The organism is Paraburkholderia sp. Tr-20389, from assembly GCF_017104565.1.
In the GTDB taxonomy this organism is placed as follows: Bacteria; Pseudomonadota; Gammaproteobacteria; order Burkholderiales; family Burkholderiaceae; genus Paraburkholderia.
In genome coordinates this window covers 1-13,496 of sequence record NZ_JAAGPD010000031.1, presented here as the reverse complement: position 1 = coordinate 13,496, position 13,496 = coordinate 1, and the positions used below count along the sequence as shown (strand labels likewise).

Genomic DNA, 13,496 nt, shown 5'->3' with positions numbered 1-13,496 from the left:
TCGGCGCGCTGCTTCACCATGGTGCAGCGTCAGTGCTGCAAGCCCCAGCGGCGCACCGTCACGCGCTCCAGCGTGTCGAACACCAGATGCTCGACGAGCAGGCCGATTGCGATCACGGCGGCGAGTCCCGCGAACACGCGGTCGGTATAAAGCTCGTTGCGGTTCTGGAAGATATACCAGCCGAGTCCGCCGTTGCCGCTGCTCGCACCGAACACGAGTTCAGCCGCGATCAGCGTGCGCCATGCGAATGCCCAGCCAACGCGCAGGCCCGCCAGAATCGACGGCAGCGCGGCAGGCACGAGAATCAGCACCACATGGTGCAACCCCGTCAGACCATAGTTGCGCCCCGCCATCCGCAAGGTTGAGGGCACCGCGCGAAAACCGGCGTACGTGTTGAGCGCGAGCGGCCACAAGACGGCATGCACGAGCACGAACAGCAGGCTGCCCGTGCCGAGACCGAACCACAGCAACGCGAGCGGCAGCAGTGCAATCGACGGCAAAGGATTGAACATCGCCGTGAGCATCGACAGCAGATCGCGGCCGATGCGCGTCGATGCCGCGAGCGAGGTCAGCAGGAACGCCAGCGCGACGCCGAGCAGATAGCCGCGCAACAGCACGGACATCGAGACGGCCGTCTTCTGCAGCAGTTCGCCCGATGCGATGCCCTGCACGAACGCGGTGAAGGTGGCGCCGAATGTGGGCAGCAGCAGATCGTTGTCGATCATGCGCGCGGCGAGTTCCCAGCCGGCGATCAGCACGATGGCAATGATCGTCTTGCTGAGCCATGACTGGTTCGCGAGACGCCGCGTGAGCGGCAACGGCGCTTCGACGGCTATGTCGCCGACGGGTTCGAGCGGCCGCTCGTATTCGGCGCGCACGGGCGGCAGCAAGGTGGAAGGCGTGCTCATCGGCTGGACTCCGTCGCTTCGAACAGCAGGCGATGGATCTGCGCGACGCGATGCTGGAAGTCGCTGCGGCCGAAGCTGTCCTGGGTGTATTGATGGCTGTTGAGTTCGGCGCGCACGCGCCCCGGATGCGGCGACAGCAGCAGAATGCGATTGCCGACGATCAGCGCTTCCTCGATCGAATGCGTGACGAACAGCAGCGTGAAGCGCACCTCTTCCCACAGACGCAGCAACTCTTCCTGCATCTTGCGGCGCGTAAGCGCATCGAGCGCGGCGAACGGTTCGTCCATCAGCAGCACGCGCGGCTGCATCGCGAGCGCGCGCGCAATCGCGACGCGCTGCTTCATGCCGCCCGACAGCGTGTGTGGATACGCATCGGCGAACGATGCAAGACCGACCTTGTCGAGATAGTGCTGCGCGCGTTCTTTCGCCTCGGCGCGGCTCAGCTTCTTCGCGACGCGCAACGGAAATGCGATGTTCTCCAGCACGGTTTTCCAGGGCGGCAACTGATCGAACTCCTGGAACACGACGATGCGATCAGAGCCCGGCTCGCGCACCGTTTCGCCGTCGAGCGTGATCGTACCCGCGACGGGCTTGATGAATCCGCCGACGGCTTTCAGCAACGTCGACTTGCCGCAGCCCGAAGGTCCGAGCAACACGAAACGGTCGCCGCCATACACGTCGAAGCTGACGTCATGCGTCGCGCGCACGACGCGCTCGCGTGTGCGGTATTCGAGGCTCACGCGATCGACGGCAAGCAGGCGGTTCGAATGCGCTGCCTCGCGCGCTGAATCCGTCGCGGCATGGTCGGGGAAAAGCACGGAAGGATTCGCGACCATCAGCGCGCTCCTGCGATGTGAATTGCGTGCGAAATGACTTTCACGATGAGACACCGGTTGAGCAAAACCACACCATAAAATGCGCATCCGTCAGAACCAACCAATGAATGTGCATATTCAATGCTGTGTGATGCATAAGCGCCGTAAATCGCGCTATGACCGCATGTGCGTCTTGTTTAGCGGCGGCATCTGCAATGGGTATTGCATGTGTTGAAAAGCAAAAAACCCGCCGAAATAGCGGGTTTTCTTGTGCTTCTGGTATGCGCAGATCAACTGCCGGAAGCGGTCTCGGGATCGTCGAAGAAGTAATCCTTCCACGACTTCGGCTCGTTGCGAATCGCGCCGACGCGATACATGAACTGCGCCAGTGCGAACGTGTTCTGCGGCGCAACCTTGAATTGCACCTGCGGATTTCGAATCACTGACAGCAGCAGATTGCGGTCCGTCTTCGCCTGATTCACACGAATGTAGATATCGGCGGCGGCCTCGGGATTCGCGGTGATGAATTGCGCCGCATCGGCAAGGCCGTTCACGAATGCACGATACGTCTTCGGGTTCTCATTGCGGAATTTCTCCGTCGCATAGAGCACGGTTGCCGAACTCGGTCCGCCGAGCACGTCGTACGAGTTCAGCACGATATGCGCTTTCGGATTCGCAGCAAGCTCCTGTTCCTGAAACGGTGGATTGCCGAAATGCCCGGTGATTTCCGTGCCGCCCGCGATAATGGCCGCGGCTGCGTCGGGATGCGGCACGGCCTGCGTGATCTTGTCGAGCCGGTTGTATTCCTTGTCGCCCCAGCGTTTCGCCGACGCGAACTGCAACACGCGCGACTGCACCGACACCGACACGGCCGGCAGCGCGATGCGGTCCTTGTCGGTGAAGTCGGCAATCGTCTTCACGTTCGGATTGTTCGACACGAGGTAGTACGGCAGATTGCCGAGCGACGCGACGCCCTTCACGTTCTGCTTGCCATGCGTGCGGTCCCAGATCGTCAGCAGCGGACCGACGCCCGCGCCCGCTACATCGATCGAGCCCGACAGCAGCGCATCGTTCACGGCCGAGCCGCCCGACAGCTTCACCCAGTCGACCTTGATATCGAGTCCTTCCTTGCGCCCTTCCTTCTCGATGAACTGCTGATCGCGCGCGACGTTCAGCAGCAGATACACGATGCCGAACTGTTCGGCGACGCGAACGTGCCCTTCAGCGTGCGCGTCGTGCGACGCGCCGAGTCCTGCCGCACCGAGCGACAACGCAAGCAGCGATGAAACGAAACGGCGAGCGAGCGACGGCCGCGCCGCAGCCGGGCGAATTGAAAACAGCATGGGAACTCCGCGAGTCGTAGAACGAAAATGAAGAATGCGTGCGGCTCAGAACGGCACGTCGCCTTCGATCGTCGTGCGATACAGCTTGCGGCGCAGATGATCGGGCGTGCCCGCGGCGAGATGCATCAGCGAACGGTTGTCCCAGAACACGAGATCGTGCTCCGCCCACTGATGACGATAGGTATGTTCGTCGCGCACGCTGTGCGCAAAGAGTGCTTCGAGCAGGTCGCGGCTTTCGTCCTCGGGCAGACCCACGATATGCGTGGTGAAATGCTCGCTGACGAAGAGCGCCTTTCGGCCCGTTTCCGGATGCGTACGCACGATGGGATGCACGACGGGCTTCACTTCGGCGATCTGCTCAGCCGAGAGATTCGGCCGCCACGGACTGCGCTTTTGCAGCTCCGCATATTTCGCGAGGTACGTGTGCTCCGCCGTGCGTCCTTCGACGGCTTTGCGCAACTGCTCGGGCAATGTGTCCCACGCGAGATGCATGTTCGCGAACAGCGTGTCACCGCCTTCCGAAGGCAGTTCCTGCGCGTGCAGCAGCGAGCCGAGACTCGGTTTCTCCTTGTACGACAGATCCGAATGCCAGAAGTGGCCCGCATCGCCGAGTCCGATCGGCTGACCGTTCTCGCGAATGTTCGACACGATCAGCACTTCCGGATGACCGGGCAGCTGGAACTGACGCAGCACGTGAATCTGCAGCGGCCCGAAGCGGCGGCTGAACGCGACATGCTGTTCGGGCGTGATTCGCTGGTCGCGAAACACGAGCACGTGATAGTCGAGATGCGCGCGATGAATACGCGCGAAATCGTCGGCGGAAAGCGGCTCGTTCAGGTCGAGTCCGATCACTTCGGCACCGACGGGTGCATCGAACGGAACGATGTCGAGTGTCTGGCGCGCGCCGGACGATTGCACGTGCGGCGCCGGACGGCGATGGGACGAAACGGTGGTTGTCACGCTGAATGTTCTTTGTTGGTTGCAACGATGGAACCAATCTAAGGCCGGCGTTTCGGCCCGTCAACGAAGCAAATCCCATACTCATATCTGCTTTAACGATAAACGTCTCGCTAGCCTGGACGTGATGATCCTAGATCCTGACCTCGCATGCCACGCACGCAGACCCACGTGCGCACGCTATTTGCTAAACCAGATGGCCGCGCTTTGCACACGCGCGGGGCATCGCTCGCTAGCGCACAGACGTTCGCTGACGCGCGTGACAAGTTCGGGCTAACATCGGGTACCGGCGTTTGCCGGCTAGCGGTCTCACGGTCACACGCGCCAGTGCCATGACAAAGGTCTTCATCCACTCGATTACCGTGCTGGCCGCCGTTGGAGCGGGACTCTGCAGCGAGCCCGCCATTGCGCTCGAACTCGACGGACAGCTCGTCTGCAAAACCGACGCGCACACATTCATTCAGCCACTGCTCGACGACCAGTACATCGATCCCAATCCGATGCGCGTCGAGGCCAATTCGGTGAATGCTTTCCGTCCGAAGCGCGGCCGCGATCTCACCGCATTCGGCTTTCACGTGTATGCCGTGCTCGGCTATCAGCGCGACGACGCCATCTTCCGGCAAGGCAGCGGCAAGGTCGAAGCCGATTCGATCTATGGCGTGGTCGTGTCCGGCCCTTCGGAGTCGGTACGCGTACGCGTGCAGCAAGCGGGCAGCGATGCGACGGTCAAGCAGATTCTGCCCTTCGTTCTGACCGCTATCGTGTGCAGCGCAGGCTAAGGTCTTTTTGCATGCATGTTTTTTTGCAAAGAGACCTCACTGTTGTTATTCGCTCAAACGGTGCACGCTGCCATCAAATAGAAATCCCCCTCCAGGTAATCTCTCCCGCGCAGTTCATGCGTTGCGGGTTGATCGCGCGCCGCGTCAGGGCGAACTTTCCGGCGATTGTTTCGATTTGATGACGTATTCATGCCGCAGCACGCAAGAGTCTGCTGCAGCAACACCGCGTTAAATCGGACCCCGCGTTTTCCTATACTCGCCAGGCTGTTTTTTCACTCACTGTCTGGACTCGCTGGAGCTTAACCATGAAAAGAATTCCCGCCGCGGTTGCGGTGCTCGGCGCGCTCGCCGCATCGACCGCACACGCGCAAAGCTCGGTCACGTTGTACGGCATCATCGACGCAGGTCTCATGTACACCAACAACGTGCAGAAGAGCGGCACGAGCGGCGCATTGTGGCAAGCGACGAGCGGCACCATCAACGGCAGCCGCTTCGGCTTGCGCGGCGCTGAAGATCTGGGCGGCGGCTACAAGGCCATCTTTGTGCTCGAAAACGGCTTCAACGTGCAGAACGGCAACCTTGGCCAGCACAGCCGTCTGTTCGGCCGTCAGGCCTACGTGGGTCTCGCCAGCAGCAACTATGGCCAGATTACGCTGGGCCGCCAGTACGACACGCTCGTCGATTTCGTCGCACCGCTGTCGGGCACGGCCGGCACGTTCGGCGACACGGGCTTCGCTCACCCGTTCGACAACGACAACCTCAACCACTCGGTGCGGATGAGCAATGCCGTCAAGTACACGAGCACCAACTATGCGGGCTTCAAGTTCGGCGCGTTGTACGCGTTCTCGAACAGCACCGACTTCGCGATCAACCGTGCGTACAGCGCGGGCGCGAGCTACCAGTGGGGTCCGTTGAACGTCGCGGCCGGCTATTTGCAGATCAACGGTTCGAACAGCACGACGAACACGGGCGGCGCGATCGATACGGCTGAGTCGTCGGCAAATGGCGTTGGCGGCTTCCAGGTCGGCGCGGGTGTCCAGCGCGTGATCGGCGCGGGCATCAACTACGCGTTCGGTCCCGCCGTGGTCGGCTTCGTCTATACGAACAGCCACTATCAGCAGTCGGCTGCATTCGGCATGACGAACGGCTCGATGCGCTTCGACAACTACGAACTGAATGCGAAGTACGCGTTCACGCCCGCCATTTCGTTCGGCATCACCGACACATACACCGACGGCCATACCAGCGGCTCGCGTACGTTCGGCACCGATCCGAAGTTCAACCAGGTCAACGCGCAGGCTGTCTACGCTTTCTCGAAGCGCACGGACGTGTATGCCGAGGCGATGTATCAGCACGCGATCGGACACGGCTACGTCGCGTTCATCAATACCTCGGGCGGCGCGTCGTCGACGGCCAACCAGGTGGTTGCGACGATCGGCATGCGTCACCGCTTCTAAGCGGCACGACAGCGCTTCGTACTTCCGGGAACTGCGTTGGAAGCCCGCCGCATTCGTGCGGCGGGTTTTGTTGCGCACGGCGTTCGTATCTTTCTGCCACACGCAAGGCTGCCTTCCTGACTCGACGGTTTTTCCCAATTGGTGCGATCCGTAGACTTTCTCTTGCCGGCTCGTGCAACACCGCCGGCAATCATCGAAATGTCATTGGGAGAACGTCTTGAAGTCCACCGTTGTCGCCGCCGTCGCCACGCTGACCGCGGCCTTGTTTGCCGCCGCGCCCGCACTGGTGCACGCGCAGGAACCCAGCACGCGCCTGACGCGCGCGCAGGTACGCCAGGAACTCGCCGATCTCGCTTCCGTCGGCTACAACGCCGGCGGCGGCGAAGATCCCACTTATCCAGCGAAAGCGCAGGAAGCGATGCAGCGGCTCGCCGCCAAACGCGCCGCACAGTCGGCGTATGGCGCGGGCGCATCGGGTTCATCGCAGGCGGGCGCGGGACATTCTGCCGCGCAGTAATGCAACCGCTCGAAGCCGCGTGCGAGCGCGGCATTTCATCACACCATTTGAGTACGAACGGCCGCACGTCTGACAAAACAGAGATCGCACGACCATCATTCGAAAACCCGTGCAACTCACGCCTTTTCACGTGCAACAGCGCGCATCTTTTCGCTTACGTATAGCGCTTAATCACGCGGCGGCGCGCCGCGTTGGCCTCAAAACAACGATTAGACCTCGAACTCGATCCGGATTTGTGCATCGCACCATGATTTTGACTATAGTGGTGGGTGGACATGTCTTTCGCGTCTGCGAAAGCGGTAACTATTGACGGATAGTCCGCCCCGAAGCGGACACCAGCCCGCTGCGGCCCCACCAGGGCACGCGGCGCTCAGGCGAGGAGAGATCACGATGTTCGATGCCGAAATCGCCGCAACACTGTTGAACCGGTGGGCGGTCAAGCCGCCCGCCGCACATCGCGACAGCTATCTGGATCTGCTGCGCGAGGGGAATCTGAACTTCACCCATCAGATGGGAAGCGTGACGCCAGGCGGCGTCACGTCAGCGAGTCTCTTCGAACTCGAATCGCTCGAATTCGTCGACGGTTCGCGCGCGCTGCGTCTGAAAACGCCGGGCGCGACGCCCGACTGGACGCAATGGGCCGCGTTCGAACCACCCGCTCGAAACACAGCGAACGCGCCCGCACCGTTTTCCGACGAGTCATGCACGCTCGAAGCGCCCGAGCGCTGAGCCGCGCTTCGAGCAGCTATGCGTTGATGCGCTCGATGAGCGCCATCGCGGCGGCGGGATTGTGTGCCTTGTGCCCGCTGATCACAAACAGGAAGACGTCGCGTGCCTTCTTCGGCGCAGCGCGGCCATAGCTGTCCAGATCGTCGGGCGTGCCGCCCGACGCCCATGTCTGCGCCCGCTCGATCCACTGATCGAGCGCCTTCTTTGCATAACCTAGCGGCTGTGCCTCTTCCGTGCCCATGATGCGCGCGTAGACGAACGGCGCCGTCGGATCGGCAATCTGCGGATATTTAGAGTCGCCTGCCACGACGATCGCGACATTGTGCTTGCGCGCCAACGCGACGAATGCCTCGTCGCAGAAGCTCTCGTGGCGCACTTCGACGGCATGCCGCAAGGCCCGGCCATCGACCTCGGCAGGCAGCAACGCCAGAAAGCCGCCGAAGTCGTCGGCATCGAACTGCTTGGTCGGCGGGAACTGCCAGTTGATCGGACCGAGCTTGTCCTTGAGTTCGAGCACACCGCTCGCCACGAAACGATCAATTGAGTCGCGCGCTTCCGCGAGCACTCGCCGATGCGTCGCGAAGCGCGGCGCTTTCAGCGCAAAGACGAATTCGTCGGGCGTTTCGTCGTGCCACTTCGCGAACGTCGCAGGCTTTTGCGAGCCGTAGAACGTGCCGTTGATCTCGATCGTCGTGAGATGCTGGCTCGCGTATTCCAGTTCGCGCTTCTGCGCGAGCCCTTTCGGATAGAACACGCCGCGCCACGGTTCGAACGTCCAGCCGCCAATGCCGACACGAATGCGCGTTGCCTTTACCGTCTTTTTTCGGGTGGTCATGGTTCACGCCTTCGCGGGCCGCGCGGGAGCAATGATGCACAGAATAGCCGATGCGCGCGGCCTGCGTCGCAACGAAGGCGTGCGCCTTATCGCTGCGACGCGTACAAGCGCGAACGCTCAGAACGCCGAGCGCACGACGCCGCCATCCGCACGCAAGGCCGCGCCATTGGTCGCGGACGACAGCTCCGAGCACACGTACACGACCATGTTCGCGATCTCCTCGGGCGTGGTGAAGCGCTTCAGAATCGAACTGGGACGCGCCTCTTCGAAGAACTTCTTTTCGAATGACTCGAAGCTCGCGCCGCCCGACAGCTTCTCGACGAATTCCTCGACGCCGTCCGAACTGGTCGGCCCCGGCAACACCGAGTTGACCGTCACGGCCGTGCCCGCACAGGTTTCGGCGAGACCGCGCGACAGCGCGAGCTGCGCCGTCTTGGTCAAGCCGTAGTGGATCATTTCAGTCGGAATCTGGATGCCGCTTTCACTGCTGATGAACACGACGCGGCCCCAGTTCTTCTGCTTCATCTTCGGCAGATACGCGCGCGACAGCTGCACGCCCGACATCACGTTCACGTTGAAGAAGCGCAGCCATTCTTCGTTGGAGATTTCTTCGAACGGCTTGGGATCGAAGATGCCCATGTTGTTGACGAGAATGTCGACGTGCGGAAACTGCCCGACGAGCCGTTCGACCTGCGCAGGGTCGGACACGTCGCCCGCGAAGCCCTGCGCGGTAGCGTCAGGCACTTGAGCACGCAGCGTCCCTAGAGCCTGATCGACTGACTGCTGCGAACGCCCATTGACGATCACGTGCACGCCTTCGCGCGCGAGTCCAACGGCAATCGCATGGCCAATGCCTTTCGTCGAGCCCGTCACGAGTGCGAGCTTGCCTTTGATCTTGAGATCCATCTGGGTTCCTTTGAAAAGTGCGGCACTGCGTTCTGGTCGAGGCGCGTGTGTTTCCGCTTGCGCGGGTCACGACACGGCATTCGCGAGTGTAGAACCGGAGAACGATTCGTGCAGTCAGGCGGACGAAAGACGCTGTGCATGCCTCGCAGAACACGCACTATGCGAGCAGGATTCTTCAAACGGTACTAGCATCCGTCGGACATCCGCCGCACGCGTGAGCGCATATCGATGCAAAACGCCTGGCATGCCGGCGTCATGTACCCATAACGAGTTATCCACCCAATCGAGGATACGAAGAGACGCTCATGAAAGCTTCCACCCAGCTTGCAGCGCTACTCGCGTTTGCCTGCCCCGCCGCATTCGCACAAAACAGCGTGACCCTCTATGGCCGCGTCGACGGCGGCGTCCAGTATCTGAACCACATCGCCACGCCGTCGGGCGGCAGCACCTCCAGCTGGACGGCGGAAGGCGGCGACTGGGGCACCAGCATGCTGGGCTTCAAGGGTTCAGAAGACCTCGGCGGCGGGATGTCCTCGGTGTTCGACCTGGAGACGGCATTCCAGGTGATGAACGGCACGACGGGCGGCGGCCGTTTGTTCTCGCGCCGAGCCTATGCCGGACTCGCCGACAAACGCTTTGGCCAGATTCAGGCGGGCCGCAATCTGTTCATCGATAGCGACGGCGTGTGGGAGTTCGATCCGTTCGTGCAGCAGGCATTCGCGTCGGCCTCGCTCGTGCGCGGCCGCAACTGGCAGCAGACGAGCAATAACGTCGAGTATCACAGCCCCGTGTTTTACGGCTTTGACGTGCAAGGCCAATATGCGTTCGGCAATCAGGCTGACGGATTCAACCGCGGCGCGCCCGGCGAGTTCGGCCGTTCGGACGGCATCATGCTGACGTATCACTCGGACCTGTTCGACGTGCGCGGCATCTACGACGAACTGCGCGACGTGAACGGCCGCATGACGAACGTGTTCACGAGTTCGCGCGAGTACTTCGTCGGTGCGAATGTGCGCGTGTCGAGTGTGAAGATTCAGGGCGCCTATACGCACCTTTCCGCGCCCGACACACCCGCGGGCCAGGCCGATAGCGCCGACTACTACTGGCTCGGCGCGACGTGGGACGCTACGCACCAATTTGCTGTGACGGCGGCCGCGTTCTATGTGCATCTGAACGAAGGCGCGGGAGACGCGTCGCACGATCCCGGCGGCCACGCGACGATGCTCGTGCTCGGCTCCACCTATCACCTGAGTCAGCGCACGTTTCTGTACGGAACCGTCGCCTATCTGCGCAACAGCAGCCAGTCGAATTTCTCGCTGCTCGCAAACGCGCGCGATGCGACGGGCAGCGCCAATACGAATCCGCTGCCGGGCGAATCGCAGACAGGCGCGTATGTGGGTGTGATGCACGTATTCTGATTGCGCCCAACGATCCATCTGAACAATAGCCTGTTCGCATTCCACTTTGGCATCGGCTTCATGCTATTGCCGGAATGCGCGGCGTTGTCACGCCATTCGAGTAGTACTTCAATATGCGACGGCAGACCACGCACGTCGCAGCACGCACTCCCTTAAGATTGAATCACACACTGATTCAACCTGAGACGGAAGCCAGAGATCAACACGCGCGGATCATGCGCGCACACCGCATCTCTCCAGGTCGATTTCGATCGCAGCACTCGCACTCTTGCCGCTGACGGGCATGCTTCCGGGCCGCGTTCAGTCCAATACGGGCAATGAGAAAGCAACGGCTGCCATAGCGATTTCAACCTTGAAGGAGGTGCCATGAAAAGCCCAGTCCATGAAGAGCGTCTCGAACTGCTTGGCTTGATCGCGAGCGAAGCACTCGGCATCGAGGATCTGAACGAGCATCCCCGCGTGCTTGCCGCGCTGGAAGCGGCCTATGACGCCGGGCTGTGGGTCGGCCACAGCGTCGGCCGGGGTGAAGAAGCCTGTCTCGCAGATAATTGAATGGCGCGCGGGCCGTGCTTCGAATTTCGAAGCATCGATGAAGCAGCGGCCGCGCGCTCTCGTGCAGCAACGTCGTTATTTATGCGGCTTTCGCGCTCGGCTCAGCCTGTTTTGCAGCCGGCGCAACATCCCTGTGCTGCGCAATGTCCTCGCGCAGCTTGATCAGCGCCAGCACGGTGTCGATGGTCGGCGTTTCATGCCCGACCAGACGCCCCATTTCCTGCACGACGGTCAGCAGCGGATCGATTTCCATCGGACGTCCCGCTTCGAGATCCTGCAGCATCGACGTCTTGTGCGCGCCGACAGCGCCCGCACCATCGATACGCCGTTCGACATCGACGCGGAAATGCACACCGAAACGATCGGCCACCGACTTCGCTTCGAGCATCATCGTCTTCGCGACGGCACGCGTGCCGACGTGACTCGTGATGACATCGAGCGTCGCATGCGTCAACGCGCTGATCGGGTTGAAGCAGAGATTGCCCCACAATTTCAGCCAGATTTCATCGCGGATGTTGTCGCGAATGGGTGCTTCGAGCCCCGCCGCGACCATCATCTGCGAAAGCGCTTCGACGCGCGGCGTGCGCGTGCCGTCCGGCTCGCCGATCGGAAACTTCTTGCCGTACACATGCTTGATCACGCCCGGCTCGACGATTTCCGCAGCGGGATACACCACGCAGCCGATCGCGCGTTCCGGTCCGAGCTTCTTCCACTGCGTGCCGCCCGGATCGATGCTTTCCAGTGTCGAGTTCGCGAACTCGCCGCCATGCTTGTAGAAGTACCAGTACGGAATGCCGTTGACGGCCGTCACGATGGCCGTTTCCGGCCCGAGCAGCGGCTGCATTGCATCGACGACACCCGGTACCGAGTGCGCCTTCAACGCGATGATCACGTAGTCCTGCGGCCCCAGTTCGCGTGGGTCCGACGAACAGCGCACGTTGACGAGACGCTCCGTATCGTCGATAAGCAGACGCACGCCGTTCTTCTGCATCGCTGCCAGATGCGGACCGCGCGCGACGAAACTGACGTCCGCGCCCGCAAGCGCCAGTTGCGCGCCGACATAAGCGCCGATGGCGCCCGCTCCATAAACACAGATCTTCATCTATCTGCTCCCATTCTCAAGAAGTGATCAGTGAGATCGAGCCGGGCGTCCCGGGACGCATTGCGCAATCGTCATTGTCGATGCATGGTCGACTCATTGGCGATGACGCGTCCGGCTCTCATTTGCATGCTCAGTGCGTGTTCTCTAGCGTGCTGACATCACGCGGCCGGTTCGAGTTGGCGCGCAACCGCAAGCTGGTTCGGCAATGCGCCGATACCGTCGATGGATACGATGACAGTCGCGCCGTCCTTGATCGAGCCGACGCCGACTGACGTGCCGCACGCGATCACGTCGCCGGGCATCAGTGTCATGTCGTGCGAGATCATGCTGACCTGCTCCGCCGGCGTGAAGATCATGTCGGAGAGCGGATAATTCTGCCGCTCGACATCGTCGAGGCGCGTGACGACATTCGCATTGCGCCAGTCGAAATCCTGTTCGATCGCGGGGCCGATGCAGCTGAACGTATCGAAGCCCTTCGAGCGGCACCATTGCGCGAAATTTGGATCTTCGTTCAGCAGGTCGACTGCCGTGACGTCGTTGATACAGGTATAGCCGAAGATGTACTCATCTGCTTCTTCCGGCGAAACGTTGGTGCAACGCTTGCCGATCACGATACCGAGTTCGCCTTCATAGGCGATCTTGCCGCTATAGCCTTTGGGGCGGCGAATGGGCGCGCCCGGACCGATCACGGACATCGGCGGCTTGATCAGAAACAGCGGATGCGACGGTGCCGCCTTGCCGAGCTTCTGCGACAGCGCGTGAAAGTTGTTCCAGAGCGCGACGACCTTGGTCGGCAGGCAGGGGCTCAGCAATTCGACGTCGTCGAGTTTCCATTGCTTGCCGCTTGCTGTGGCACTGCCGAACATATCGCCTTCGAATTCTTCGATGCTGCCGTCAGCGAGCACGCCGAAACCGATATGACCTTGCGGTTGCCTGAAGCGTATCCACGATGTCATCGAAACTGTCTCCACAATGATTTTTTGTCGACCGACACGGTGAATACGCCCGCGTCACGAGTTTGAATCTTCCAAATCTTCAGATAGCGCCGGCGGTCCTGAGCGCTTCGATCTGTGCGGACGAGTAGCCGAGTTCGGCCATCACTTCGTCGGTGTGTTCGCCGAGCAGCGGCGAACGTGTGACTTCCGTCGGGCTGTCCGACAGCTTGATCGGGTTGCCCA

The 13,496-nt window shown here is 61.5% G+C and carries 14 protein-coding genes and 1 pseudogene; 6 read left to right on the top strand and 9 right to left on the bottom strand.

Translation table 11 applies throughout. The features are described 5' to 3' along the window. Nucleotides 1-29: 29 nt before the first annotated feature. From G3N95_RS25845 to G3N95_RS25830, 4 genes are all read right to left on the bottom strand, one after another. Nucleotides 30-908 (bottom strand): ABC transporter permease, encoded by an 879-nt coding sequence (locus tag G3N95_RS25845; protein ID WP_205972919.1) that lies wholly within the window; start codon nt 906-908, stop codon nt 30-32. Then, a complete protein-coding gene (locus G3N95_RS25840) occupies nt 905-1,744 on the bottom strand; it encodes an ABC transporter ATP-binding protein (protein WP_205972918.1) in 840 nt (279 codons plus the stop codon). Before G3N95_RS25840 ends, G3N95_RS25845 begins: the two co-directional genes overlap by 4 nt. Nucleotides 1,745-2,013: 269 nt before the next feature. Continuing rightward, nucleotides 2,014-3,066: an ABC transporter substrate-binding protein gene (locus G3N95_RS25835; RefSeq protein WP_205972917.1), complete on the bottom strand. Its 1,053-nt coding sequence runs from the start codon at nt 3,064-3,066 to the stop codon at nt 2,014-2,016. A 45-nt stretch (nt 3,067-3,111) separates the two neighbouring features. Further along, entirely contained in the window at nt 3,112-3,984 is an 873-nt protein-coding gene (locus G3N95_RS25830; RefSeq protein WP_205973009.1) for a TauD/TfdA family dioxygenase, read from the bottom strand. Nucleotides 3,985-4,355: 371 nt separating this feature from the next. Between G3N95_RS25830 and G3N95_RS25825 the strand changes: the two genes are divergently transcribed. The 4 genes from G3N95_RS25825 to G3N95_RS25810 all read left to right on the top strand — a co-directional run bounded on the left by G3N95_RS25825 (nt 4,356) and on the right by G3N95_RS25810 (nt 7,505). Beyond that, nucleotides 4,356-4,802 carry a hypothetical protein gene (locus G3N95_RS25825; protein WP_205972916.1) on the top strand — a complete coding sequence of 149 codons (447 nt, stop codon included), beginning with the start codon at nt 4,356-4,358 and terminating at the stop codon, nt 4,800-4,802. Between the two features lie 305 nt (nt 4,803-5,107). Further along, nucleotides 5,108-6,259, top strand: a complete 1,152-nt coding sequence (locus tag G3N95_RS25820) for a porin (protein ID WP_205972915.1) — start codon at nt 5,108-5,110, stop codon at nt 6,257-6,259. 217 nt (nt 6,260-6,476) lie between these two features. Beyond that, nucleotides 6,477-6,776 (top strand): DUF4148 domain-containing protein, encoded by a 300-nt coding sequence (locus G3N95_RS25815; protein ID WP_205972914.1) that lies wholly within the window; start codon nt 6,477-6,479, stop codon nt 6,774-6,776. Between the two features lie 390 nt (nt 6,777-7,166). Continuing rightward, entirely contained in the window at nt 7,167-7,505 is a 339-nt protein-coding gene (locus G3N95_RS25810; RefSeq protein WP_205972913.1) for a hypothetical protein, read from the top strand. A 16-nt stretch (nt 7,506-7,521) separates the two neighbouring features. Here G3N95_RS25810 and G3N95_RS25805 read toward each other — a convergent pair whose 3' ends face one another. Both G3N95_RS25805 and G3N95_RS25800 read right to left on the bottom strand, forming a co-directional pair. Further along, complete coding sequence (locus G3N95_RS25805) at nt 7,522-8,340, bottom strand: DUF72 domain-containing protein (protein ID WP_205972912.1); 819 nt, start codon at nt 8,338-8,340, stop codon at nt 7,522-7,524. A 117-nt stretch (nt 8,341-8,457) separates the two neighbouring features. Then, nucleotides 8,458-9,246, bottom strand: coding sequence for an SDR family oxidoreductase (locus G3N95_RS25800; protein ID WP_205972911.1), 789 nt, complete (start codon nt 9,244-9,246; stop codon nt 8,458-8,460). Nucleotides 9,247-9,551: 305 nt separating this feature from the next. On the opposite strand from G3N95_RS25800, the gene G3N95_RS25795 reads away from it, so the two are divergent. Together G3N95_RS25795 and G3N95_RS25790 are read left to right on the top strand one after the other, a co-directional pair. Then, nucleotides 9,552-10,664, top strand: a complete 1,113-nt coding sequence (locus G3N95_RS25795; protein ID WP_205972910.1) for a porin — start codon at nt 9,552-9,554, stop codon at nt 10,662-10,664. Nucleotides 10,665-11,030: 366 nt separating this feature from the next. Next, entirely contained in the window at nt 11,031-11,216 is a 186-nt protein-coding gene (locus G3N95_RS25790; protein WP_205972909.1) for a hypothetical protein, read from the top strand. Nucleotides 11,217-11,295: 79 nt separating this feature from the next. On the opposite strand, the gene G3N95_RS25785 is transcribed toward G3N95_RS25790, so the two are convergent. From G3N95_RS25785 to G3N95_RS25775, 3 genes and pseudogenes are all read right to left on the bottom strand, one after another. Then, on the bottom strand, nt 11,296-12,318 hold the full coding sequence (locus G3N95_RS25785) for a 2-dehydropantoate 2-reductase (protein ID WP_205972908.1): 1,023 nt from the start codon (nt 12,316-12,318) through the stop codon (nt 11,296-11,298). Nucleotides 12,319-12,476: 158 nt separating this feature from the next. Continuing rightward, nucleotides 12,477-13,274 (bottom strand): fumarylacetoacetate hydrolase family protein, encoded by a 798-nt coding sequence (locus tag G3N95_RS25780; protein WP_205972907.1) that lies wholly within the window; start codon nt 13,272-13,274, stop codon nt 12,477-12,479. Nucleotides 13,275-13,353: 79 nt separating this feature from the next. After that, nucleotides 13,354-13,496: pseudogene (locus G3N95_RS25775) on the bottom strand (formyl-CoA transferase); the annotation flags it as partial.

What these genes read in the sequence shown, in the direction of transcription:
- G3N95_RS25825 (WP_205972916.1), top strand. Translation starts at nt 4,356, where the DNA reads ATGACAAAGGTCTTCATCCACTCGATTACCGTGCTGGCCGCCGTTGGA.
- G3N95_RS25805 (WP_205972912.1), bottom strand. Translation starts at nt 8,340, where the DNA reads ATGACCACCCGAAAAAAGACGGTAAAGGCAACGCGCATTCGTGTCGGC.
- G3N95_RS25840 (WP_205972918.1), bottom strand. Translation starts at nt 1,744, where the DNA reads ATGGTCGCGAATCCTTCCGTGCTTTTCCCCGACCATGCCGCGACGGAT.
- G3N95_RS25790 (WP_205972909.1), top strand. Translation starts at nt 11,031, where the DNA reads ATGAAAAGCCCAGTCCATGAAGAGCGTCTCGAACTGCTTGGCTTGATC.
- G3N95_RS25780 (WP_205972907.1), bottom strand. Translation starts at nt 13,274, where the DNA reads ATGACATCGTGGATACGCTTCAGGCAACCGCAAGGTCATATCGGTTTC.
- G3N95_RS25800 (WP_205972911.1), bottom strand. Translation starts at nt 9,246, where the DNA reads ATGGATCTCAAGATCAAAGGCAAGCTCGCACTCGTGACGGGCTCGACG.
- G3N95_RS25820 (WP_205972915.1), top strand. Translation starts at nt 5,108, where the DNA reads ATGAAAAGAATTCCCGCCGCGGTTGCGGTGCTCGGCGCGCTCGCCGCA.
- G3N95_RS25845 (WP_205972919.1), bottom strand. Translation starts at nt 908, where the DNA reads ATGAGCACGCCTTCCACCTTGCTGCCGCCCGTGCGCGCCGAATACGAG.
- G3N95_RS25810 (WP_205972913.1), top strand. Translation starts at nt 7,167, where the DNA reads ATGTTCGATGCCGAAATCGCCGCAACACTGTTGAACCGGTGGGCGGTC.
- G3N95_RS25795 (WP_205972910.1), top strand. Translation starts at nt 9,552, where the DNA reads ATGAAAGCTTCCACCCAGCTTGCAGCGCTACTCGCGTTTGCCTGCCCC.
- G3N95_RS25835 (WP_205972917.1), bottom strand. Translation starts at nt 3,066, where the DNA reads ATGCTGTTTTCAATTCGCCCGGCTGCGGCGCGGCCGTCGCTCGCTCGC.
- G3N95_RS25785 (WP_205972908.1), bottom strand. Translation starts at nt 12,318, where the DNA reads ATGAAGATCTGTGTTTATGGAGCGGGCGCCATCGGCGCTTATGTCGGC.